This window comes from Lysinibacillus halotolerans, from assembly GCF_003711845.1.
In the GTDB taxonomy this organism is placed as follows: Bacteria; Bacillota; Bacilli; order Bacillales_A; family Planococcaceae; genus Ureibacillus; species Ureibacillus halotolerans.
The window spans coordinates 48,974-73,816 of sequence record NZ_RHLQ01000011.1; the positions used below are offsets into that span (position 1 = coordinate 48,974).

28 protein-coding genes are annotated in these 24,843 nt (G+C 36.2%); all 28 read left to right on the top strand.

All coding sequences use genetic code 11. The annotated features are described in order from the left end of the window. Positions 1-92 precede the first annotated feature (92 nt). The 28 genes from rho (at position 93) to mreB (ending at position 24,826) form a co-directional block, all read left to right on the top strand. On the top strand, positions 93-1,376 hold the full coding sequence (rho, locus tag EC501_RS06340) for a transcription termination factor Rho (RefSeq protein ID WP_122971453.1): 1,284 nt from the start codon (positions 93-95) through the stop codon (positions 1,374-1,376). 201 nt (positions 1,377-1,577) lie between these two features. Beyond that, positions 1,578-1,778 carry a 50S ribosomal protein L31 gene (gene rpmE, locus EC501_RS06345; RefSeq protein ID WP_122971454.1) on the top strand — a complete coding sequence of 67 codons (201 nt, stop codon included), beginning with the start codon at positions 1,578-1,580 and terminating at the stop codon, positions 1,776-1,778. Between the two features lie 287 nt (positions 1,779-2,065). Next, on the top strand, positions 2,066-2,638 hold the full coding sequence (locus tag EC501_RS06350) for a thymidine kinase (protein ID WP_122971455.1): 573 nt from the start codon (positions 2,066-2,068) through the stop codon (positions 2,636-2,638). A gap of 177 nt (positions 2,639-2,815) precedes the next feature. Then, a complete protein-coding gene (prfA, locus tag EC501_RS06355) occupies positions 2,816-3,892 on the top strand; it encodes a peptide chain release factor 1 (protein ID WP_122971456.1) in 1,077 nt (358 codons plus the stop codon). Then, positions 3,879-4,742 carry a peptide chain release factor N(5)-glutamine methyltransferase gene (gene prmC, locus EC501_RS06360; RefSeq protein ID WP_122971457.1) on the top strand — a complete coding sequence of 288 codons (864 nt, stop codon included), beginning with the start codon at positions 3,879-3,881 and terminating at the stop codon, positions 4,740-4,742. The genes prfA and prmC overlap by 14 nt, the downstream gene beginning before the upstream one ends. A 45-nt stretch (positions 4,743-4,787) precedes the next feature. Further along, positions 4,788-5,417 carry a stage II sporulation protein R gene (locus EC501_RS06365; RefSeq protein WP_158599673.1) on the top strand — a complete coding sequence of 210 codons (630 nt, stop codon included), beginning with the start codon at positions 4,788-4,790 and terminating at the stop codon, positions 5,415-5,417. 97 nt (positions 5,418-5,514) lie between these two features. After that, positions 5,515-6,555, top strand: a complete 1,041-nt coding sequence (locus EC501_RS06370; RefSeq protein ID WP_122971459.1) for an L-threonylcarbamoyladenylate synthase — start codon at positions 5,515-5,517, stop codon at positions 6,553-6,555. 127 nt (positions 6,556-6,682) lie between these two features. After that, entirely contained in the window at positions 6,683-7,195 is a 513-nt protein-coding gene (locus EC501_RS06375) for a manganese efflux pump MntP (protein ID WP_122971460.1), read from the top strand. A gap of 19 nt (positions 7,196-7,214) precedes the next feature. After that, positions 7,215-7,664, top strand: a complete 450-nt coding sequence (locus tag EC501_RS06380; RefSeq protein ID WP_122971461.1) for a low molecular weight protein arginine phosphatase — start codon at positions 7,215-7,217, stop codon at positions 7,662-7,664. Positions 7,665-8,008: 344 nt separating this feature from the next. Then, the gene (gene rpiB / locus EC501_RS06385; RefSeq protein ID WP_122971462.1) at positions 8,009-8,446 is read left to right on the top strand and encodes a ribose 5-phosphate isomerase B; all 438 of its coding nucleotides are present in this window, start codon (positions 8,009-8,011) and stop codon (positions 8,444-8,446) included. A gap of 7 nt (positions 8,447-8,453) precedes the next feature. After that, complete coding sequence (locus tag EC501_RS06390) at positions 8,454-9,011, top strand: TIGR01440 family protein (RefSeq protein WP_122971463.1); 558 nt, start codon at positions 8,454-8,456, stop codon at positions 9,009-9,011. 163 nt (positions 9,012-9,174) lie between these two features. Beyond that, positions 9,175-10,434, top strand: a complete 1,260-nt coding sequence (glyA, locus tag EC501_RS06395; RefSeq protein ID WP_122971464.1) for a serine hydroxymethyltransferase — start codon at positions 9,175-9,177, stop codon at positions 10,432-10,434. 231 nt (positions 10,435-10,665) lie between these two features. Continuing rightward, entirely contained in the window at positions 10,666-11,295 is a 630-nt protein-coding gene (upp, locus tag EC501_RS06400) for a uracil phosphoribosyltransferase (protein ID WP_122971465.1), read from the top strand. 755 nt (positions 11,296-12,050) lie between these two features. After that, complete coding sequence (locus tag EC501_RS06405; RefSeq protein WP_122971466.1) at positions 12,051-12,431, top strand: ATP synthase subunit I; 381 nt, start codon at positions 12,051-12,053, stop codon at positions 12,429-12,431. Positions 12,432-12,452: 21 nt separating this feature from the next. Then, the gene (gene atpB, locus EC501_RS06410) at positions 12,453-13,166 is read left to right on the top strand and encodes a F0F1 ATP synthase subunit A (RefSeq protein ID WP_122971467.1); all 714 of its coding nucleotides are present in this window, start codon (positions 12,453-12,455) and stop codon (positions 13,164-13,166) included. Between the two features lie 71 nt (positions 13,167-13,237). Further along, the gene (gene atpE, locus EC501_RS06415) at positions 13,238-13,450 is read left to right on the top strand and encodes a F0F1 ATP synthase subunit C (RefSeq protein ID WP_036200106.1); all 213 of its coding nucleotides are present in this window, start codon (positions 13,238-13,240) and stop codon (positions 13,448-13,450) included. A gap of 211 nt (positions 13,451-13,661) precedes the next feature. After that, positions 13,662-14,183: a F0F1 ATP synthase subunit B gene (atpF, locus tag EC501_RS06420; protein ID WP_122971490.1), complete on the top strand. Its 522-nt coding sequence runs from the start codon at positions 13,662-13,664 to the stop codon at positions 14,181-14,183. After that, positions 14,180-14,716, top strand: a complete 537-nt coding sequence (locus tag EC501_RS06425; protein WP_122971468.1) for a F0F1 ATP synthase subunit delta — start codon at positions 14,180-14,182, stop codon at positions 14,714-14,716. Before atpF ends, EC501_RS06425 begins: the two co-directional genes overlap by 4 nt. Positions 14,717-14,744: 28 nt before the next feature. After that, positions 14,745-16,253, top strand: a complete 1,509-nt coding sequence (gene atpA, locus EC501_RS06430) for a F0F1 ATP synthase subunit alpha (RefSeq protein ID WP_122971469.1) — start codon at positions 14,745-14,747, stop codon at positions 16,251-16,253. 50 nt (positions 16,254-16,303) lie between these two features. Continuing rightward, positions 16,304-17,167, top strand: coding sequence for an ATP synthase F1 subunit gamma (gene atpG / locus EC501_RS06435; protein WP_122971470.1), 864 nt, complete (start codon positions 16,304-16,306; stop codon positions 17,165-17,167). Positions 17,168-17,281: 114 nt separating this feature from the next. Next, positions 17,282-18,697 carry a F0F1 ATP synthase subunit beta gene (gene atpD, locus EC501_RS06440; protein ID WP_122971471.1) on the top strand — a complete coding sequence of 472 codons (1,416 nt, stop codon included), beginning with the start codon at positions 17,282-17,284 and terminating at the stop codon, positions 18,695-18,697. Between the two features lie 23 nt (positions 18,698-18,720). Further along, on the top strand, positions 18,721-19,128 hold the full coding sequence (locus tag EC501_RS06445) for a F0F1 ATP synthase subunit epsilon (RefSeq protein WP_122971472.1): 408 nt from the start codon (positions 18,721-18,723) through the stop codon (positions 19,126-19,128). Positions 19,129-19,201: 73 nt separating this feature from the next. Then, complete coding sequence (locus tag EC501_RS06450; protein ID WP_122971473.1) at positions 19,202-19,444, top strand: DUF1146 family protein; 243 nt, start codon at positions 19,202-19,204, stop codon at positions 19,442-19,444. 407 nt (positions 19,445-19,851) lie between these two features. Further along, complete coding sequence (murA, locus tag EC501_RS06455) at positions 19,852-21,165, top strand: UDP-N-acetylglucosamine 1-carboxyvinyltransferase (protein WP_122971474.1); 1,314 nt, start codon at positions 19,852-19,854, stop codon at positions 21,163-21,165. Positions 21,166-21,538: 373 nt separating this feature from the next. Then, positions 21,539-22,327 carry a stage II sporulation protein D gene (gene spoIID, locus EC501_RS06460; RefSeq protein WP_241559286.1) on the top strand — a complete coding sequence of 263 codons (789 nt, stop codon included), beginning with the start codon at positions 21,539-21,541 and terminating at the stop codon, positions 22,325-22,327. A 67-nt stretch (positions 22,328-22,394) separates the two neighbouring features. Then, positions 22,395-23,054 (top strand): M23 family metallopeptidase, encoded by a 660-nt coding sequence (locus EC501_RS06465; protein WP_122971476.1) that lies wholly within the window; start codon positions 22,395-22,397, stop codon positions 23,052-23,054. Between the two features lie 297 nt (positions 23,055-23,351). Beyond that, the gene (locus tag EC501_RS06470) at positions 23,352-23,609 is read left to right on the top strand and encodes a sporulation transcriptional regulator SpoIIID (protein ID WP_122971477.1); all 258 of its coding nucleotides are present in this window, start codon (positions 23,352-23,354) and stop codon (positions 23,607-23,609) included. A 218-nt stretch (positions 23,610-23,827) separates the two neighbouring features. Beyond that, a complete protein-coding gene (mreB, locus tag EC501_RS06475) occupies positions 23,828-24,826 on the top strand; it encodes a rod shape-determining protein (RefSeq protein ID WP_122971478.1) in 999 nt (332 codons plus the stop codon). Positions 24,827-24,843: the final 17 nt, after the last annotated feature.

The following is a 24,843-nucleotide window of genomic DNA, read 5'->3' on the forward strand; positions in this document are numbered from 1 at the left end:
CTTTTCTACTATTCTTTCATACTAATGAATCCTACGGCAATAACACTTCCAATAACCAAAAAGATAAAACTTTAAAAGACTGGAGATATGCTATGTCTGCTCATACAATAGCTCAATTGGAAAATATGACGTTAAAAGAGTTATATGCTCTTGCACGTGATTACAAGATTTCATATTATAGTAAATTAACAAAAAAAGAATTAATCTTTGCTATTTTAAAGTCTCGTTCTGAACAAGAAGGATACTTCTTTATGGAAGGTGTACTTGAAATAGTTAACCAGGAAGGATTTGGTTTTTTACGACCAATTAATTATTCTCCTTCGAAAGAGGATATTTATATTTCAGCTTCTCAAATCCGACGCTTTGACCTACGAAATGGGGACAAGGTTTCCGGAAAAGTACGTCCTCCAAAGGAAAATGAACGTTACTTCGGACTGTTACAAGTCGATGCGGTAAACGGAGAAGATCCTGAAATCGCTAAAGAACGAGTTCACTTCCCGGCACTAACTCCTCTTTATCCAGATAGACAAATTAAATTAGAAACAGAACCTAATAAATTATCTACACGGATTATGGATTTAGTAGCACCAGTTGGTTTTGGCCAAAGGGGTTTAATTGTGGCGCCTCCGAAAGCTGGGAAAACATCTCTTTTAAAGGAAATCGCCAATGCGATTACAACAAATTATCCGGAAGCAGAATTAATCGTTCTTTTAATTGATGAACGTCCTGAAGAAGTAACGGATATTGAACGTTCTGTAAAAGCGGATGTTGTAAGCTCTACCTTTGACGAAGTACCTGAAAATCACGTGAAAGTTGCGGAGCTTGTTTTAGAACGTGCCCGCCGCTTAGTAGAACATAAACGGGATGTTATTATTTTAATGGATTCCATTACCCGTTTAGCTCGAGCATATAACTTAGTTATTCCACCAAGTGGACGAACATTGTCTGGTGGTATTGATCCGGCAGCGTTCCACCGACCTAAAAGATTTTTCGGTTCCGCCCGAAATATAGAAGAAGGTGGAAGTTTAACTATTTTAGCGACTGCATTAGTCGATACAGGGTCACGTATGGATGAAGTTATTTACGAGGAGTTTAAAGGAACAGGGAACTTAGAACTGCACCTTGATCGTCAATTAGCTGAACGCCGTGTTTTCCCAGCCCTTGATATTCGTCGTTCTGGAACACGTAAAGAAGAATTATTAATACCAGAAAATCAACTAGAAAAACTATGGGCTATTCGTAAAACGTTTTCAGATGCTCCCGACTTCGCAGAACGCTTCTTGAAAAAACTTCGAACGTCTAAAACTAACGAAGAATTTTTTGAAAAACTTAATAACGATATGAAAAAAGCGACAAAAGGAAAAGGATTAATATAAAATAGGATATTTTTCTATAAAGGATTTCCATTTTTTGGTTTTATTACTTTTTCATCTTTTTCTTGCGAACGAATTTATTTCTTGCTATAATCTTTTAAGTATGTAACGTGTGCATACTTAACTGGCATATTCGGGTTATGTAAGGCACAGTTCGAATAATAACTCTGTTCCAGATGGTTCAGGGCGAGAGGAGAAACGAATATGAAACAAGGAATTCATCCAGATTACAAAACTGCAACAGTAACTTGCTCTTGCGGTAATACTTTCGAAACAGGTTCAGTAAAAGAAAAAATTACTGTAGAATTCTGTAGCGAATGTCACCCATTCTATACTGGTCGTCAAAAATTCGCGTCTGCTGACGGACGTGTGGATCGTTTCAACAAAAAATACGGTCTTAAATAAGAAATTTTTAAATGCCTGCCAAGCTCAGCTTGCAGGCATTTTTTATAGTAAAGCTTGTCTGATACATAAAAATAAATTGTCTGACTTTCATGGAATAATTGTAGAAGAACTATAAGATAAGATATACTATGAAGGGTAAAGCAAGTTCATGGATGATGTTAGAGGATCTATCAAATAGAACGCCTTGGGAGTTCATCTCAGGGCTTTTTCATTGTTTAAGTAAAAATATTCGACTAAGTAGCACTTCAAAAGTTAACAGAACACAACTTAGAAAGAGGTTTATTGGTATGGCGCAATTATTTTTTAAACATGGTGCGATGAATAGTGGGAAATCTATTGAAATTCTAAAAGTTGCACATAACTATGAAGAACAAAATAAGCCAGTATTAATTTTTACTTCTGGAATTGATACGAGGGATGAAGTAGGGTATGTGTCTAGCCGAATTGGATTGAGACGCCAAGCAATTCCAGTGTTTGAGGATACAAATTTATTTGAATATGTAAAAAATTATTCGGAGAAACTTTATTGCGTATTAGTAGATGAAGTGCAATTTTTAACAAAGGAACACGTCTTACAATTAACAAAAATCGTCGACATTTTAAATATCCCAGTCATGGGATTCGGATTGAAAAATGACTTCCAAAACGAGCTGTTTGAAGGTAGCCGATATATGTTGATTTACGCCGATAAAATTGAAGAAATGAAAACTATTTGTTGGTTTTGTCATAAAAAGGCAACAATGAATTTGCGGGTTGATGAAAATAATAAACCGGTTTATACAGGAGAGCAAATTCATATTGGTGGTAATGATACATATTATCCCGTTTGCCGGAAATGTCATGTGAATCCTCCGCTATAAGGAACAATTCAATTAGATCTCGCATAAATGTAGCGATAAAGACACAATTTCTTTATACTTAATAAGGATAAAATATAACGATATATGTAGATTAGACACTCATAAATGGTATACACCTGAAATAATCGGGGTATGACGGAATTTAACCATATATGAAATTAAATTAGAGGTGAAATCATGTTTGATCGATTACAAGCGGTTGAAGACCGATATGAAAGATTAAATGAATTATTAAGTGATCCTGATGTTGTAAGCGATAGTAAAAAACTTCGCGAATATTCTAAGGAACAGTCAGATATTCAAGAAATGGTAGAAGTATATCGAGAATATAAAGATGTAAAACAACAATTGGCAGATACGAAAGAAATGCTAGACAATGAAAAAGATCCTGAAATGCATGAAATGGTAAAAGAAGAATTTAACGAATTAAATGCACGAATTCCTGTATTGGAAGAGCGCTTAAAAATTCTTCTAATTCCAAAGGATCCAAACGACGATAAAAACGTTATTATGGAAATTCGCGGAGCTGCGGGTGGAGATGAAGCGAATATTTTCGCAGGAGATTTATTCCGCATGTATTCCCGTTACGCAGAAACACAAGGATGGAAAATTGATATTATGGAAGCTACACCTAACCCAATGGGCGGTTATAAAGAGGTTATCTTTATGATCAACGGGCAAGGTGCTTATTCGAAATTTAAATATGAAAACGGGGCGCACCGCGTACAACGGGTTCCTGCTACAGAATCACAAGGTCGTATCCATACTTCTACAGCGACAGTTGCATGTTTGCCAGAAGTAGAAGAAGTAGATGTCGAAATTCATGAAAAAGATATTCGCGTTGATACATTTGCCTCTTCAGGTGCAGGTGGTCAATCTGTTAATACGACAATGTCAGCCGTGCGTATGACCCATATACCAACGGGTGTTGTCGTATCGATGCAAGATGAACGTTCCCAAATTAAAAACCGTGAAAAAGCGATGAAAATCCTTCGAGCTCGTGTTGCCGATATGTATATGCAAGAAGCACAAAAGGAAATCGATGCAACTCGTAAATCTGCAGTTGGTACAGGAGATCGCTCCGAGCGTATTCGCACATACAACTATCCACAAAATCGTGTCACTGATCATCGTATCGGTTTAACTCTTCAAAAGCTGGATATAATTATGGAAGGCAAGTTGGATGAAATTATTGATGCATTAATGCTGGAAGAGCAAGCAGCGAAACTTGCCCATTTAAATGATGAAGCATAAAACAATTTTTGAGGCCCTCCATGGGGCTTCTTCTTTTTTAGTTGAAAATGGTCGTGACGAAAATGCTGCAAGACTTTTAATGCAACATGTTTACGAAACGAATTATTCCGGATTAATGATGCGAATGCACGATAAGATCAGTGATGAAAAATTAATGGAATTTCAAAAATATGTAGAAGAACATGCCAAAGGTAGGCCAGTTCAATACATTATAGGAACGGAAGAGTTTTTCGGGAGAAAGTTCAAAGTTGATGAATCGGTATTAATCCCTCGTCCTGAAACAGAGGAGTTAATTGTCGGGGCGTTGGAGCGTATGAAAAAATTGTTTGGAGAACATTCCTCTGTAAAGATTTGTGATATAGGAACTGGAAGTGGTGCCATTGCTATAACGATGAAAAAGGAATGGCCAGAAGCGCAAGTAGTTGCGACGGATATTTCTGAAAAGGCAATTGAAACGGCGAAGAAAAATGCCAACCATTTACAGACCGAAGTTGAGTTCCGTCTAGGGGATTTGACAAAACCGATTGCACAGGAAAAATGGGATGTTATTTTATCCAATCCTCCTTATATTGCTTTTGATGAAGCGAAAGAAATGTCCGAAATCGTATTGGATCATGAACCTCATAACGCACTTTTTGCAGAAGAAGATGGGTTAATCTTGTATCGAAAACTTTCAGAGCAATTACCGAACCTCTTAAATCAACCTGCTTTAATTGGTGTAGAAATCGGCCATTTACAAGGTGAAGCGGTCGCGAAATTCTTTAAAACTAGCTTTCCTGAATCTAAAGTAGAAATCGTTAAAGATATTAATCAAAAAAATAGAATGGTTTTTTGTGAAATAAATGTATAAAAAGTTCTCTTCCTGACAATTATGATGTCAGGGAGGGAATTAATTATGTTAAACGATTACGAGATTACAAGAGTTCAAAAAGAAAATAAATTTGATAAAGTTTTAAGTCTATTAAAATTACTTGCGTGTTCAATTGCTATTTTGTGTTCAATCATTTTACTACCAGATATGTTTGATAAAGTCTATGAAGCTAGAAATAATTTGGTTGAAGATAGTTTAAAAATTCGCGTTGTGGCAAATAGTAATACAAAGGAAGATCAACAATTTAAACGTGAAATGGTGGAAAATTTAACACCGTTTTTCACACAAATTCAAAATAATGAAGCGAATAAAGATAGTGATGAAATATATACAGAATTAGCTACTTATTTAGAAAAAAACTATGCAGATGCAAATGTGAAAATTAACATTGGTGACAATTTAATGCCACCAAAACTACAACATAATACGTTTTATCCACAATCATATTACCAATCGCTTGTATTAACTATTGGTGAAGGTCGAGGGGATAACTGGTGGTGTAGTATTTTCCCGAATATATGTGAGCGTCCGACTGACAAAGAAGATGAAAAAGAAAAAGTGGAACAAAAAGATAGTGATGAGAAGGAAGATAATGAAGAAAAAACTAAAGTCACATTTATTGTTTGGGAATGGATCAAAAAATTGTTCAGTTAGTTAATGGCTAGCTTACTTATGCACACCTTTTACAGTATTATCCACAAAGTGTGTATAAACTGTTAGAAAATTTCGAAATAAGATAGGAGGGGCAATGATGGAAACGCTCAAAATGCTTGTGAATAATAATGAAGCAAATGAACAAAGTTATTCACAAGCAATCGATTTATTAAATCAAGGGGAAGTTGTCGCCTTTCCGACAGAGACTGTATATGGTCTTGGTGCTGTGGCAACAAACGATTCGGCTGTGAAAAAAATATTTGAAGCAAAAGGCCGTCCTTCAGATAACCCCTTAATTGTACATATTGGAACAATTGAAGAAGTTTCAAACTATATAGAAGAAATTCCTGATAACGCCAAGAAATTGATGGATTGTTTTTGGCCCGGTCCATTGACAATTATTATGAAGGCGAAAAAAGGGTTACTAGCACCTAGTGTTACAGCTGGATTATCAACGGTTGGATTACGGATGCCGAACCATGAAGTCGCTTTGCGGTTATTGAGAAAGTTACAAAAACCGGTAGCGGCTCCAAGTGCAAATCGTAGTGGTAAGCCAAGTCCTACAAAAGCTGTCCATGTGGAAGAAGATTTACAAGGTCGTATACCTCTTATTTTAGATGGTGGAGCTACAGGAATAGGCATTGAATCGACAGTACTTGATGTAACCGTTACTCCACCAGTCATCCTTCGACCAGGCGGAGTAACGAAAGAAATGTTAGAACAAGTGATTGGAACAGTCATTCTGCCAACAAAAAATCAACAAAAACTCGATTCGACGCCAAAGGCACCTGGAATGAAATATACCCATTATGCACCTAATGCCCCAGTATATTTAATCGAACATAATAAAAAAGAAATTGAATTAGCAATAAGACAATTAAAAAAAGAGGGACATAAAGTAGCCCTTTTAGCCCCTTCATCTTATCAAGATATAAAGGCAGATTATTTTTTCCCTTATGGTAATGAAGGGAATAAAGAACAAATGAGCGCAAAATTATATGACGATTTAAGAGCATGTGATAAGACAGAGGCAACGATCATTTTGGCTACAACGACTACGACTGAAGGTGTCGGTGCAGCAATTATGAACCGATTAGAAAAAGCTGCAGGAAACAAATGGTATAAAAATAGAGAATAGTATTTAAAGAGGGTTTGCTTAAAAAAGTGAACCCTTTTTAATTTATAAAAGGTGGACAAGAAACGATGATATTGGATGATGATAAGGCATAAGATAGTAGAAATATTATAAAGGAAAGAGGACTATTTTGCAGGAAATACTTACGGGACTTATTGTGGCATTGGATGTAGTCGCACTTTATTTACTTCTTCCTAGTGTAAAACAACGTTTTATTCTTTCTTTATGGACGGCTATATTACATATGATTTTCCCAATTATCGGTTTTACTCTTGGTAGATGGATGGTACATATCCTATTACAATGGTCTAATTTAATTTCAAGTATTTTATTATTTTCCATTGGACTCCAATTAATCCTTTCAACAAAAAATCGACAAATCATGGCAATACCAATATCGATATTAGCTATTACGGCCAGTTTAGATACCTTTTCAGTCAGCATTTCTTTTGGTATGCTAAACTTACAAAAATTTTTATTTATTTTTAGTGCGGGAATATGGACTTTTGTATTGTCTTACATTTCTCTGCAGATCGCAAGAAGCCGCTTTTCTATAAAAGGGGATTCATTAAAGTGGATTGCGGGATTATCGTTAATTGTCATAAGTATCTATACGTTTTTTAATAGCATTGAGTATCTATAATAAAGAAAGAGTGGACATCATGAATATTTATTTCATTTGTACTGGTAATACTTGTAGAAGTCCTATGGCTGAGGCTATATTGAAAAGTAAAAATGTGGATGGTGTACAAGTTAAATCTGCTGGCATTTACGCCCTTGAAGGTGGGGGAATTTCCGAGAATGCAAAAGCTGTCCTTCAACATGATCAAATCGATTTTGAGCATATGACATCCCAAGTGAAGCCACAGGATATTGAATGGGCTGATTTGATTTTAACTATGACTGGGGCCCATAAAAATATGATTCTTCATACATTTCCAAATGCTCAAAACAAAACTTTTACTTTAAAAGAGTATGTGAAACCATATGGTTCGAAAGATGTATCAGATCCTTTTGGCGGTGATATCGGAACATATAGACAAACGTATTTAGAATTAAATCAACTTATTGATGAATTGATTATAAAGATTTCGGAAAATGAAATGGCGTAGAATCGTTATCTAGTTAACAAAGAACCAATATAAAATTACATAAGTGTGCCATCATTCTAAGGAAATTGTATTGCTTTAGGATGGTGGCATTTATTCATATTTAAGGAACACACCAGTAGTCATTTGTAATAGAAATCAGAATAATGAAACATCTTATATCCGATACACGAATGATTTTAATAGAATGTAGTCTATTTCACGTCAAAATATGAACGTTATTTATATATGTTGATGAATTATTCGTATTTTATAAAAAGGATTAAAGGAAAGTTTTCAAAATCCATGTTAATCTTTCGGAATAAGTGGTACACTGTTGATGACAATAACACGTAGGAGGGAACATAGTGAAAATTGCAATTTCTTCAGACCACGGTGGAAATAACTTACGCAAAGAAATTATGTCACTATTAGACGAACTTCAAATTAGTTATGAAGATTTTGGTCCAAAATCTAATGATTCGGTTGATTATCCTGATTATGCTCGCCCAGTAGCAGAAGGCGTTGCAAGTGGAAAGTTTGATCGAGGAATATTAATTTGTGGTACCGGCATTGGAATGTCGATTGCTGCAAACAAAGTAAAGGGGATTCGTTGTGCATTAGTTCATGATGTATTTAGTGCTAAAGCAACTCGATGCCATAACGATTCAAATATTTTAGCGATGGGTGAGAGAGTGATTGGTCCTGGGCTAGCGGGAGAAATCGTAAAAGCCTGGTTAAATACGGATTTTGAAGGTGGTCGTCATACTCGACGAATCGATAAAATTTCCGAGCTTGAAGGGTAGTTAATCAATGAGTGATTTACAGCAAATACAGTCCCAATTATCCCAATTGCTAGATGAAATAGAACAACAAGTACAGTTCCAGCAGAATCAATTGTTTGTTATCGGTTGTTCAACTTCTGAAATTGCTGGTTCAAAAATTGGAACATCGGGAGCTATGGAAGTAGCAGAAGTACTATATCGGGAGTTTGCATATTTTGCTAAAAGAAACGAGCTTTATTTAGTTTTTCAAGGCTGTGAACATATTAATCGCGCGTTAACGATGGAGTATGATGCTGCTTTAAAATATGGTCTAGAACCGGTAACCGTTATTCCTGTAAAACATGCAGGAGGTTCGATGTCTGCCTATGCTTATACTCAATTGGAAAATCCAGTTGTCGTAGAACATGTTCGAGCACACGCAGGGATCGATATTGGTCAAACGATTATAGGGATGCATTTAAAAGAAGTAGCAATTCCCGTTCGAACTTCCATCCGGAAAATTGGGGAAGCGGTAGTAACAATAGCGAAAACGCGTCCAAAGTTAATAGGTGGAGAACGGGCTATCTATGTAAGACCTACCGAATGAAATTTAATAGTTCATTAATGTTTGAAAAGAAGGAAAGTTTAAGAGCGAGTTTTCATTACTCTATGGAAGATTAACAGTTGGTATCTATTACTGATAATAGGAAACTCCATTTATAATAATTTTTTATTCAAAAAATAAAAGAACTTTAGGGGGATATATAACGATGGCTTATGAAAAAGTAGCGGCACAAGATAAAGCAGTACTAGAAGGAATTTTAGCTGAGAAAAAACGTCAACAAGCAAACATTGAATTAATCGCATCCGAAAACATTGTTTCTGAAGCGGTTATGGAAGCTCAAGGTTCTGTTTTAACGAACAAATATGCGGAAGGTTATCCTGGCAAACGTTACTACGGTGGTTGTGAACACGTTGACGTGGTGGAAGACATTGCCCGTGACCGTGTAAAACAAATTTTTGGTGCTGAATATGCAAACGTTCAACCCCACTCCGGTGCACAAGCGAATATGGCAGTATACTTCACAGTTCTTGAACCAGGGGATACAGTACTAGGTATGAATCTTTCCCATGGTGGTCACTTAACCCATGGTTCTCCTGTTAATTTCTCTGGTATTCAATATAAATTTGTAGAATATGGCGTAACAGAAGATACAAATGTAATAGACTATGAAGATGTTCGCGCTAAAGCTTTAGAACATAAGCCAAAGTTAATTGTTGCTGGTGCTTCTGCTTACCCTCGTGAAATTGACTTTAAAAAATTCCGTGAAATTGCAGATGAAGTTGGTGCTTATTTCATGGTCGATATGGCACATATCGCTGGTCTTGTAGCTGCTGGTGAACACCCATCTCCAGTACCTTATGCAGATTTCGTTACTTCAACAACTCATAAAACGTTACGTGGACCTCGTGGTGGTTTAATTTTAACTTCTGAAGAATGGGGTAAAAAGATCGATAAATCTGTTTTCCCTGGAATTCAAGGTGGACCATTAATGCATGTAATCGCTGCTAAAGCAGTAGCGTTTGGTGAAGCATTACAGCCAGAATTTAAAGAGTATGCAAAACAAATTAAAAAGAATGCAAAAGTACTTGCTGAAACATTAATTGCTGAAGGATTAGAAATTGTTTCTGGCGGCACTGATAACCATTTATTATTAGTGAATGTGAAATCAGTTGGTTTAACTGGTAAAGTGGCTGAAAAAGTATTAGATGAAGTGGGGATTACTGTAAATAAAAATACAATTCCTTACGATCAAGAAAAACCATTTGTTACTTCTGGTATTCGTATCGGTACACCTGCTGTAACAAGCCGTGGCTTCTTAGAAGAAGACATGAAAGAGGTTGGATTAATCATCGCCAAACTTCTTAAAAACCCAGAAGATGCTGCTGCAAAACAAGAAGCAGCAGATCGTGTAAAAGTTCTAACGGATAAATATCCTATTTACGAAGATTTAGTAACGAATATTTAGTATGAAAGAGCTAGTGAGTTTTTCCACTAGCTCTTTTCTATTTTTGATAGTATCTTTTTTAAAAGATAGAGGAAAGTAGCTTCAAAACTAACAATGTACTATAAATGAGACCGACATATAGTTTTATGTTACGACTTTTTTTGATATACTAGTTTAGATTAAGTGATATTTTTCTTTACAACAGAAAAAATCATATGGAAGAATGATATGAATAGTTAGGAGCGAGTCCAATTGAGTAAAGTCTATGTATTTGATCACCCATTAATCCAACATAAGTTAACGTATATCCGTGATAAAAACACTGGAACAAAAGAATTCCGTGAACTTGTTGATGAAGTCGCAACTTTAATGGCCTTTGAAATTACTCGAGATATGCCACTAGAAGAGATTGAAATCGATACACCTGTAATGAAAGCTAAAACAAAAGTGCTTTCAGGTAAAAAAATGGCCATTGTCCCAATTCTACGCGCTGGTATTGGTATGGTTGATGGAATACTAAAATTAATCCCAGCTGCAAAAGTGGGACATATTGGACTTTATCGTGATCCAGAAACATTAAAACCTGTTGAGTATTATGCAAAACTTCCTGCGGATGTGGAAGAACGTGACTTTATCATAGTTGACCCAATGTTAGCTACAGGTGGTTCTGCTGTTGAAGCGATTAATTCATTAAAAACACGTGGAGCTAAAAGTATTAAATTTATGTGCTTAATTGCTGCTCCAGAAGGTGTACAAGCTATTCAAGAAGCGCACCCAGATGTAGATATTTACATTGCTGCTCTTGACGAGAAATTAAATGACCATGGATACATCGTACCTGGATTAGGAGATGCTGGTGACCGTTTATTTGGTACTAAGTAAAACAGCTAATTCTAAGTAAATAGAAAACGGGAAAATAATGACCCTTTAATTTAAGAAGGGCCATTATTTTTCATTTACATGCATTAAAAGTAATAGTTCGAGAAAACTAAACACATTCGTTTAACACTACAATTCTGAATCTTTTACAATTCGCTAAACCCTAGTAATAAATCCGTTAAAAGATGATGAAGAATTATTTAACTCCCAATATTAAAGAATTGATTAGGTTCAAAGAAAAAAGTGAATAATATTGTAGGAAAAGGAATTTTATCTATTTTGGATATTTTGGAAAAAGAAATGGGAATTGGTTATTTTGTTAAAATAATTTAAAAGACAAAGTAATTTTTGAAAGTTATTACACAAATTTGTCAACAATTTGACAAGATTTCATGAGTTGTGAAGTTTTTCACTTTAACCAATTGACATCAAAATATCACTATTGTATGCTTACAAAGGGTAAGAATGACAGGGGTTTCAAGTCAAGTGTTGACGAAGAAATACTTGTTATATCAAGTTTCTACTAGATTGACAGTTGGAACCATTCAATGTCAATTAGCAACGTTTTCAAGCGTCTGAGTTTTAAATGTTTACAGCGGAACAAAGTTAAATTCTTATTAATTTAATATAAGGATTTAATTATATAATCAAATGATTTTATATCTTTGAAACCGCTTGTAATACGATTACTCGCTTGATTCCTTTAGTAGTGAACGATTTTAACATTACTCGAAAAAGATTTGGGAGATAAATTGCCAATGCTAGATTTGCATCACATTTTTGCAATGCAGAAGAAAGCGTTATTTTTTTTGCTTGCTCTTTGTGCGTTAGGATGGGGATTTACCTCATATCCAACAGTTTTTGCTGGAATTGCGGTGGGTGCTTGCTTTGGTACATATAACTTTTGGATTCTTGTTCGAAGAATGGACAAGTTTGATCGTTCCATAAGTGAAGGAAGAAAAGCAGTATCTCTCGGCTCAGCTTTGCGCTTTGGATCAGGTATTGCAGCAGTCGCTATCGCCATTACGTTGCCACAATATTTTCATTTAATTAGCACAGTCATAGGGCTAATGATTCCGTACGTGTTCCTTTTTATAGGAGTTATCGTATATTCAGTAAGAAACAACAAAGGTAACTAAGAAAGTGAGGTGAATGCAAGAATGGATCATGGAGCTCCAGAGCTAACGATAGGCTTTTTAACTTTCAACTTATCTACAGTTCTAATGCTATTGGTGACAGCTATCATTGTGTTTTTAATTGCATTTATTGCTACACGTAACTTAAAGCTGAAACCAACAGGCATGCAAAACTTTATGGAATGGGTTATGGATTTCGTAAAGGGAATTATCCAAAGCAACATGGACTGGAAAACAGGCGGTCGATTCCATATTTTAGGGATCACATTAATTATGTTTATCGCCGTTGCAAACTTGTTAGGTCTACCATTTTCAGGAATCATCGTAGGTGGCGATTTATGGTGGAAATCACCAACAGCTGACCCTACTGTTACATTAACATTAGCAGCGATGGTAATGGTACTAGCAACATACTACGGTATTAAAATGCGTGGTACTGGAAATTATTTCAGAACTTTTGTTCAACCAATGTCATTTATGTTCCCACTTAAAATTGTAGAGGAATTCGCTAATACATTAACCTTAGGTCTTCGTCTTTACGGTAACATTTATGCTGGTGAAATTTTACTTGGCTTACTTGCTGGTATGGCAGGTTCAGGTGCAGTAGGATTTATCGGTGCTATCATTCCAACGATGGCATGGCAAGGATTCTCAATCTTTATTGGCTTTATCCAAGCCTTTATTTTCACAATGTTAACAATGGTTTACTTATCTCACAAAGTGAGTGCAGACCATTAATATAAAGCTTTTAGTGTAAACATTAATTGCTTAACAAAAATAATAAAACAATTCCAAGGAGGAAATTTTCAATGGGTTTATTAGCAGCAGCAATCGCAATCGGTTTAGGTGCACTTGGTGCAGGTATTGGTAACGGTCTTATCGTTTCACGTACAGTAGAAGGTATCGCTCGTCAACCAGAGGCTCGTGGCGTTCTTCAAACTACAATGTTCATCGGGGTAGCGTTAGTAGAAGCCCTACCGATCATTGCAGTAGTAGTAGCATTCATCGTAATGAACCGATAATTGTCGGCTCAATTTATGTGGCGAAGATGATTCCACAAGAAGAAACTTCGCCATTCCTTTTGTATGAAAATAGTTTGATTTAAATGTTTTTTTGAAATTGAAAGTAAAGAAATGAAATCATAGATTTTATGAATGTTTCATAAGTTCGTTTTAATGCAAACAACTTTGAAACGAGACAATATTGAAAGCTCTTGAAGGGAGTGAAACAATCGTGAATTTAGATTACCTAGTACTTGGTGCTGGAGCTCACAACTTTAATGGTGGAGACGTAATTGCAACATTAGTTATCTTCATCGTTTTAATGGCTCTTCTAAAGAAATTCGCGTGGGGTCCGTTAATGGGCATTATGCAACAACGTGAAGAATTAGTTGCAAGCGAAATCGATGCAGCTGAAAACGCTCGCAAAGAATCAGCTAAACTTTTAGAAGAACAAAAAAGTCTTTTAAAAGAAGCACGTACTGAAGCACAAACAATTATTGAAAGTGCTAAAAAACAAGGCGAAGTACAACGTGATGAAATCATTACTGCGGCTCGTGCTGAAGCTAACCGCTTAAAAGAATCAGCTGTTCGTGAAATCGAAACTGAGAAAGAAAAAGCAATCGCTGCAGTTCGTGAAGAAGTCGTTTCACTATCGGTTCTTGCGGCATCTAAAGTTCTTGGAAAAGAAATTTCTGAAGAGGACAATAGCGCACTAATTAAAGAAACGATTGCGAAGGCAGGCGAAGCGAAATGAGTCAATCGACTATAGCTAACCGCTATGCGAATGCTTTGTTTCAATTAGCGCAAGAAAAACAAATCGTTGCGGAAGTTAACGCAGATTTAGAGGAGTTAGTAAAAGTTTTAGAAACTACTCCAGAGTTACTTTCTCTACTTGCTACTCCAAAGTTCTCTATTGAACGTAAAAAACAAATTGTAGCTGAAATTTTTGCTAGTGCGAATCCAATCGTCGTTAGCACGCTTGAACTTCTTATTGAAAAGAAACGTGTTAATGAAGTAGCAAATTTAGCACAACAATTTAAGCAATTAGCAGCTGCATCTCAAGGCTTTGCTGAAGCAACAGTTTTCTCTACTCGTGCTCTTACTGATCAAGAAAAAGACGAAATTTCTTCTTCTTTCGGTAAATTAGTTGGTAAAGAAAAACTTACTATTACAAACGTAATTGAACCATCAATTCTTGGTGGTGTACGTGTTCAAATCGGTAACTACATTTTTGATAACACTGTAGCGAATAAGCTAGAGGGATTAAAACGTACGTTAGTTGGTTAATAAAAAAGAAATGTGAGAGGTGACATTCATGGGCATCAAAGCTGAAGAAATCAGCGTGCTGATAAAAAAGCAGATTGAAAACTACCAATCTGAATTAGAAGTAAGCGAAGTTGGTACTGTAATCACAGTTGGTGACGGTATCGCTCGTGCTCATGGCCTCGACAATGTCATGGCTGGAGAATTATTAGAGTTCTCTAACGGTGTTATGGGTATGGCTCAAAACTTAGAAGAAGGTAACGTTGGTATCATCATCTTAGGACCATACTTAGACATTAAAGAAGGCGATGAAGTACGTCGAACTGGCCGTATTATGGAAGTACCAGTTGGTGAAGAACTAATTGGTCGCGTTGTAAACCCACTAGGTCAACCAGTGGATGGACAAGGCCCAATCAACACTACAAAAACTCGTCCTATCGAAAGCCCAGCTTTCGGTGTAATGGCTCGTAAATCCGTTCACGAACCATTACAAACAGGTATTAAAGCGATTGACGCTCTTGTACCAATCGGTCGTGGTCAACGTGAGTTAATCATCGGTGACCGTCAAGTTGGTAAAACTTCAATTGCAATCGATACAATTCTTAACCAAGCAGACCAAGATATGATCTGTATCTATGTTGCTATCGGTCAAAAAGAATCTACAGTTCGTGGCGTAGTAGAAACACTTCGTAAACACGGTGCTTTAGACTACTCAATCGTTGTAACTGCATCTGCATCTCAACCAGCTCCATTATTATACTTAGCTCCTTATGCTGGTGTATCTATGGCTGAAGAGTTCATGTTACAAGGTAAACACGTATTAATCGTATACGATGATTTATCAAAACAAGCGGCAGCTTACCGTGAACTTTCATTATTATTACGTCGTCCTCCAGGTCGTGAAGCTTACCCTGGTGATGTATTCTACTTACACAGCCGTCTATTAGAACGTGCTGCGAAATTAAACGAAACATATAAAAATGGTTCGATTACAGCTCTTCCATTCGTTGAGACACAAGCTGGGGATATCTCTGCATACATCCCAACAAACGTAATCTCAATTACTGATGGACAAATTTTCTTACAATCTGACTTATTCCACTCAGGTGTACGTCCAGCAATCAACGCTGGTTTATCCGTATCTCGTGTAGGTGGATCAGCTCAAATTAAAGCGATGAAAAAAGTTGCTGGTACACTACGTCTTGACTTAGCTGCTTACCGTGAACTTGAATCATTTGCTCAATTCGGTTCAGATTTAGACAAAGCAACACTTGCAAAACTTGAACGTGGTAAACGTACAGTTGAAGTTCTTAAACAAGATCTTAACAAACCAATTAAAGTTGAAAAGCAAGTTACAATTCTTTATGCATTAACTCGTGGTTTCTTAGACGATATCCCAGTTCAAGATATCGTACGTTTCGAAGCTGAATTATACAGCTGGTTAGATGTAAACCACACTAACGTTTTAGATCATATCCGTACGACAAAAGAACTTCCTTCTGATGAAGAAATGGCAGCTGCTCTTAACGAATTCAAAAAGACTTTTGCAAAATCAGAGTAAGATCTTAAGCCGTGATTTGTGATTAAAAACGAAAAGGTGGTGAAATACCAGTGGCAAACTTACGCGATATTAAAAATCGTATTGGTTCAACGAAGAAAACGAGCGCAATGACAAAAGCCATGCAAATGGTTTCTGCTTCTAAGAAAAACCGTGCAGAACAAAATGCAAAAGCTTACGTTCCTTATATGGAAAAAGTACAAGATGTAGTTGCTGCAATTGCATCAGGTACTTCGGATGCAACACATCCAATGTTAGTATCTCGTCCTGTAAAGAAAACAGCTTATTTAGTTATTGGATCTGACCGTGGTCTTGCAGGGGCATATAACTCAAGTATTTTACGTCAGTTAACTCGTACATTAAACGAGCGTCATAAGTCAAAAGACGAATACGTGATTTTGGCAATCGGTCGTGTGGCACGTGATTATTTCGTGAAACGTGGTTATAACGTAATTGAAAGTATTATTGGTTTACCTGACCAACCTTCTTTCTCTGACGTTAAACAAATCGCTCGTAAAGCTGTTGGTATGTTCGCTGATGGTACATATGATGAACTTTATATGTACTATAACCACTTTGTCAGTGTTATTTCACAAGAAGTTACTGAGAAAAAGGTATTACCAATTACTGATTTAGCTCCAGCAAGTGAAGGCGTTCATGCATCTTATGAATTCGAGCCATCAGGCGATGCAATTCTAGAAGTTTTACTTCCACAATATGCAGAAAGCTTAATTTATGGTGCTTTATTAGATGGTAAAGCAAGTGAACATGCTGCTCGTATGACAGCGATGAAAACTGCAACTGATAATGCGAAAGAACTTATTAGTGCATTATCTCTTGAATATAACCGTGCGCGTCAAGCGGCGATTACACAAGAAATTACAGAAATCGTTGGTGGAGCTGCAGCCTTAGAATAGGCTCAGCACTCCAATGTCGTTTATAAAAGGAAGAAAAGCGGATCAATATTATTTGTCAAACATGACGAACAATAACCCGCTCGGACACCAAACTCGATAGGAGGGTACACAGAAATGAACATAGGACACGTTATTCAAGTAATGGGTCCGGTTGTTGACGTAAAGTTCAGCAACGGCCAATTACCAGCAATCTATAACGCTTTAACTGTTAAGATTGACCGTCCAAATCAAGAATCAGTTACTTTAACATTAGAAGTAGCTCTTCACTTAGGTGACGATTCTGTCCGCACGATTGCTATGTCATCTACTGACGGCTTACAACGTGGTGCAGAAGTTACAGACTTAGGAAATCCAATCTCTGTACCAGTTGGTGACGTAACTCTAGGACGTGTATTTAACGTACTTGGTGAAGTTATCGACTTAGGAGAAGAAATCCCAGCAGAAGCTCGTCGTGATTCTATTCACCGCGAAGCTCCTAAATTTGATGAATTAACTACAGAAGTACAAATCCTAGAAACAGGTATTAAAGTAGTAGACTTATTAGCTCCATACATTAAAGGTGGTAAAGTAGGTTTATTCGGTGGTGCCGGTGTAGGTAAAACTGTATTAATTCAAGAACTTATTAACAACATCGCTCAAGGTCACGGTGGTATCTCCGTATTTGCTGGTGTAGGTGAACGTACTCGTGAAGGTAACGACTTATTCCACGAAATGAGTGACTCTGGTGTTATTAGTAAAACATCAATGGTATTCGGTCAAATGAATGAGCCACCAGGTGCACGTATGCGTGTAGCTTTAACTGGTCTTACAATGGCTGAATATTTCCGTGATGAACAAGGTCAAGACGTACTTTTATTCATCGATAACATCTTCCGCTTCACACAAGCAGGTTCGGAAGTTTCCGCCCTATTAGGACGTATGCCTTCTGCGGTAGGTTACCAACCAACACTTGCTACTGAAATGGGTAACTTACAAGAACGTATTACATCTACAAATAAAGGTTCGGTAACATCAATCCAAGCGATCTATGTACCAGCCGATGACTATACTGACCCAGCCCCAGCTACAACTTTCGCTCACTTAGATGCAACAACTAACCTTGAGCGTAAATTATCTGAGATGGGTATCTACCCAGCGGTGGATCCACTAGCTTCAACTTCTCGTGCATTATCACCTGAAATTGTTGGCGAAGAACACTACAAAGTTGCTCGTGGAGTTCAAATGACTTTACAACGTTACAACGAATTACAAGATATTATCGCCATCTTAGGTATGGATGAATTATCTGATGAAGATAAGCAAACAGTTGAACGTGCTCGTCGTATTCAATTCTTCTTATCTCAAAACTTCCACGTAGCGGAACAATTTACTGGTCAACCAGGTTCTTTTGTACACGTAAAAGACACTGTTCGTTCATTCAAGGAAATTCTTGAAGGTAAATACGATCACTTACCAGAAGATGCTTTCCGTTTAGTAGGTAGCATTGAAGAGGTAATTGAAAAAGCTAAAAGCATGGGCGTAGAGGTATAACTTTCGGACGAGGAGGAAAAAATATGAAGACAGTTCAAGTCAATATTGTCACTCCCGACGGCCCAGTGTACGATTCTGAAGTCGCAATGGTTATCGCTAAAACAGTTTCTGGTGAAATTGGTGTTCTAGCAGGACATATTCCTATGGTTGCTCCACTTGCAATTGGTGCTGTGACACTAAAAAAAGAAGACGGTTCACAAGAAATTGTAGCCGTTAGTGGTGGATTCATTGAAGTTCGTCCTGATCAAATTTCGATATTAGCTCCATCTGCTGAGCTTGCAGCTAATATCGATCTTGCCCGTGCTAAAGAAGCAATGGCACGTGCGGAACAACGTCTTCAAATGAAACAAGATGACATTGATTTCCAACGCGCTGAGCTAGCTTTAAAACGTGCGATTAATCGTATCAGCGTTCATGAGGGTAATATGTAATTTTCATTACAAAGATAAAAGCGGACGGGCAACTGTCCGCTTTTTAACTGTTTAACAAGGAGGTATGTTGAATATGGAAGTATATCAATCATTAGGGTTACAAGCTGGTATTGGTTTAATATCGCATATTCTTTTTATTGTTATAAGTTTTTATGCATTACAAGCTTTTAGACTAGAACAACTTTTTAAAAAAGGTCATACCTTTCAAATTCAACTGATTTATATTTTATTAAGTATTGCCATTGGCTCAACTGTTTCAAATTTTATTTTAGATATTACAAATTGGTCTCAACAATTACCATTCATTTTTTCATAAAATTTAACAATTACTTCCCATTTAAGGTACATATTATATGCCTTGTAAGGACAAATGAACTTTCGTTTGTCGTTACATAACATATATCTAGATTTAAGTAAACATATCATCGATATTTTCTTGTAGAATTTTTGTATTTCCTGGGTAATAATGTTGTAATATGTAGTAGTGCTTTGTCATGTTTAATGAAATTTTATGTAATTTATGACATGAAATTCACCATTATCTTTTACTTAGCGTATTATAAATTGTAGAAAATTATTGTGTTTTCATGTAAAATAGTGATTTAGATGCTTGTTTATATCATCTTTTAGCAGTACTATATTGATAGTTTGTGTGTTTTAAATATAAAAACGAATGTTTCAGATTTTGACAGTTTTGGACAAATGAATTCGGAGGGACGAATTGTGGAGAAAATCATTGTTACGGGAGGCCAAAAATTACGAGGAATCGTAAAAGTAGAAGGAGCCAAAAACGCCGTATTACCAATTCTAGCAGCATCATTGTTAGCTTCAAAGAATCATAATATAATAAAAGACGTTCCGAATTTAGCGGATGTTCATACAATAAATGAAGTACTAAAAAGCCTAAATGCAAATGTAGAATATAACGTAGACAAAAATGAAATCCATATAAATGCAGAAAAAAGATTATCGAGTGAAGCTCAATTTGAATTTGTTAGTAAAATGCGCGCTTCAATTCTTGTGATGGGATCGTTGCTAGCTCGAAATGGTTATGCTCGTGTGGCATTACCAGGTGGCTGTGCAATCGGTTCAAGACCAATTGAGTTGCATTTAAAAGGTTTTGAAGCAATGGGTGCTACAATTTCCTTTGGTCATGGATTTGTTGAAGCAAAAACAGTTAATGGTTTAAAAGGTGCTGAAATTTATTTAGATTTCCCAAGTGTAGGAGCTACAGAGAACATTATGACGGCTGCAGCTTTAGCAAATGGTACTACAATCATTGAAAACGCTGCTAAAGAGCCGGAAATTGTAGATTTAGCTAATTTCATTAATAGTATGGGTGGACGTGTAATTGGAGCTGGTACGGATACAATTCGTGTTGAAGGCGTAAAAGAATTGCATGGTACAACTCATCACATTATTCCGGATCGTATTGAAGCTGGAACATTTATGGTTGCAGCAGCGATTACGGGTGGTGACGTATTTATTGAAAATGCTGTTCCTGAGCATATGACAGCCCTTATCGCTAAATTACGTGAAATGGGTGTTGAGGTAATAGAGGATCAAGAAGGATTACGTATTCGTGCGACACAGCCTCTAAAAGCTGTAGATATTAAAACGATGCCACATCCTGGTTTCCCAACAGATATGCAGGCTCAAATGATGGCATTAATGCTTACTGCTGAAGGAACAAGTATCATTACAGAAACAGTATTTGAAAACCGTTTTATGCATGTTGAAGAGTTTAGACGTATGAATGCCCAAGTAAAAATTGAAGGACGTTCAGTATTTATTGAAGGTCCTGTCAAATTACAAGGTGCAGAAGTTGCTGCCACAGATTTACGTGCTGCAGCAGCATTAATTCTAGCTGGACTCGTTTCTGAAGGAGTAACTAGAATTACGAAATTACATCATTTAGATCGTGGATATGTTAATTTCCATAAAAAACTTGCTTCTTTAGGTGCGATTATCGAAAGAATTGAAGATCAATCTGAAGAAGAAGCTGCTATTTCAGAAGAACAAGTTGTTGAAATTTAATCATGCTATTTGTAAATGCTGATTTTCTTTTTTAAATTAACCATATGTTTTAGCACATATAAATATTACAAATTTACGACAAAATTCTAAATAGAGTTTTGTCGTTTTTTGATTTCCATTAGAAAATGTTTTTCGTTGAAATAGAATGGTAGTTTGAAAATGATATTTTCGTTCAATCATAATCTTTTCTTTTCTATCATAAATAATATGTATGAAAAAAATTAATAATTTCAAAAACCCGATAATAGTCGTATCAATCATTTGTTTCATTACTGCACTTTTTTATTTTCCTTTCATTTTTAGAAGTCATGAAAAAAAAGACGTTAAATTAGGAGGTTCCTCTATTAATAACGCTTGTGAGATAACGATTCAAGTGAGTGGGAGTGATATTCCGATTGATTTAGAGGAATACGTTATTGGTGTTGTCGCAGCTGAAATGCCTGTAAGTTTTCATATAGAAGCGTTAAAGGCACAAGCGATTGCTGCAAGAACCTATGTGTTAAAAAATACAAATTATGGACAAATCCCAATTGAACCTACCGTTGCAAAACAAGTTTTTTATGACGAGGATACTAGGAAAGAAAATTGGGACAAATCCTATGAAGAATTTGAAAAAAAGGTCCAAGAAGCTGTTAAAAGCACTGAAGGTGAAGTGATTTATTATAACGGAGAATTAATAACAGCAATGTTTCATTCGATGAGTAATGGTATGACTGAAAGCTCAAAAAACTATAGTGGAAATGATATTCCTTATTTACAATCTGTAGCTAGTACCGATTTTCAATATGCGGATAATTATGAAACGGTCACTACTTTTTCCATTGAGGAATGGAACAAACTATTAAAGGTTAATTGGACAATCGATGATGTGAAAAAAATACGTTTGCAACGAAACAATACTGGGAGGGTTGAAATAGTCTCTAATGATAAAAATAAGTGGACAGGCCGAGAAATAAGAACTCTTTTAAATTTACGTTCTACTGATTTTCAAATTGATGTTATCGATGGTGAGATAGTCGTTAAAACAGAAGGATATGGCCATGGTGTTGGAATGAGTCAATATGGAGCTGATGCAATGGCTGATAACGGATCGTCTGCCCACGAAATTATCGAATATTACTATAAAAATACAAGTATTGAAAAATTAAATTGTAAAAATTAAGGATTTTTTTCCAAAATGTGATTAGAAATGTAAAATTTTGTTCACACTTCTTCTTGAGGTGATGAACATGAGAGAAGAAAAACAAATTAAGCCTTCTCCTAACAAAAACAGTTGGCAGAAAAAGCCATGGTTTTGGCCGACAATTTATGCAGGAATTGCAGTAGTATTAGTTGGTCTGATTTTCAGTTATACAGCACTTATTGGTGATGAAGAGGAAAAAGAGGTTGTACAAGATGGAACTGCCTCAAAAGATTCAACAGTCATTGAAACAAACGCTAAAACGGAAACATTGAAATATCCTTTCGATGAAGCGCAACTTGACAATGTACAAGTTTTACAAGACTTTTACGATGTCACAGCAGATGAAGCAACAAGGGAAAATGCACTATTAGTGTTTAATCAAACATTCTCTACTTCTTCTGGTGTATCATTGGCCGTTAATAACGAACCTTTTGAAGTACTTGCTGCAATGAGCGGTGAAGTAAAGGAAGTAAAACTAGATGCTTTCACTGGAAATCAGATTGTCATTACACATCCAAACGGAATGGAAACACGTTATAGCTCTGTAACGGACATTCTTGTAAAAGAAGGCGATACAGTCGTTCAAGGTCAACCATTAGGCACTACAACTGAAAACGAATGGAATCCTTCAGCTGGAAACCATCTACACTTTGAAGTGTTACAAGATGGTGAGCATGTAAACCCAAGAAATTTCTTAGCTTTCTAATGAATTAACAGACTTATAAGATTTTTGTACAAGTATTGATGATGAGCGAAAACGTCCATATCCTTCAAAACGTTGAAACTTCTTAAAACATTCAACGTCTAATTAAGGATATTGGGCGTTTTTGTAGTTTTCTTAATAAATATGGTTCTGAAATTGTGAAAAAACTCATATTGTGAATAAACGTTAAATCGCTAGTTGCAAACGTCAATGAAACACTCATAATATGAACACGTTGAAAAAAACACCTTTTCGTTAGCAAAACGGCACATTCTTATATCCGATAGAAAGGAAGAGAACGTGCACGAGCACATTCGACATCGCTGTGTTAGGCTTGGAGAGCTACTTATTGAAACAGGTGAGACGGTTCGTGTCCTTGCGAAAATGACGGGTTATTCTAAAAGTACAGTTCATAAAGATCTAACAGAACGATTATTCTTAGTCAATGAACAGTTAGCAAACGAAGTAAAAGAAATATTAGCATATCACAAATCGATTCGTCATTTACGAGGAGGCGAGGCGACACGTAAGAAGTGGCAATCCCGACAAAACCATTGAAAGAGCATTTAGTTTGGCTTTATAAGTCAACTAAGTGCTTTTTTACTATGAATGTATAAATGAATTGGAAAATAAGTAATTAATTTTATATGATTGACAAACAGTTAATCACATATAAATAAAGATGTAATTAATATTCGAATATGATAAAATATTCTAGATTAATGTAGAAAACTGAAGTCGAATTATGTTGGAAAAGGTAGGAAGGGGAATTTATCATGTTTTCTAAAGATATTGGAATCGATTTAGGAACTGCGAATGTGCTCATTTTTGTAAAAGGAAAAGGAATTATTTTAAATGAGCCGTCTGTTGTGGCAATCGATAAAAATAGTAAAAAGGTACTAGCTGTTGGAGAAGAAGCCCGTCAAATGGTTGGTCGTACACCAGGTAATATCGTTGCTATTCGTCCTTTAAAAGATGGAGTTATTGCAGATTTTGATGTGACGGAAGCAATGTTAAAATACTTTATCAATAAGTTAGATTTAAAAGGAATGTTCTCAAAACCACGTATCCTTATTTGCTGTCCAACGAACATTACAAGTGTGGAGCAAAAAGCTATCCGTGAAGCTGCTGAAAAATCAGGTGGTAAAAAAGTATACTTGGAAGAAGAACCAAAAGTAGCTGCTATCGGAGCTGGAATGGATATTTTCCAACCAAGCGGTAACATGGTAGTTGATATCGGTGGTGGTACTACTGATGTGGCGGTTTTATCAATGGGAGATATCGTAACTAGTGAGTCCATTAAAGTAGCTGGGGACGTATTTGATAACGATATTTTGCAATACATAAAAAAAGAATACAAACTTCTAATTGGGGAACGTACAGCAGAAGCGATTAAGATTAATATTGGTACAGTTTACCCTGGTAGTCGTGAAGAATCGATGGAAATTCGTGGTCGTGACATGGTCACTGGATTGCCAAGAACTATTACAATTCATTCTTCTGAAATTGAAAAAGCATTACATGAATCTGTTTCATTAATCGTTCAATCAGCGAAAAATGTATTGGAAAAAACGCCTCCTGAATTATCTGCGGATATTATTGATCGTGGTGTTTGTATCACAGGCGGTGGTGCCCTTTTACATGGAATGGATCAATTATTAACTAAAGAATTGAAAGTACCTGTTTTCGTTGCTGATAACCCAATGGATTGTGTAGCGATAGGGACAGGCTTAATGTTAGACAATATCGATCGTTCACCAGGCTCTCGAATTTAATTATGTTTCAATACTGC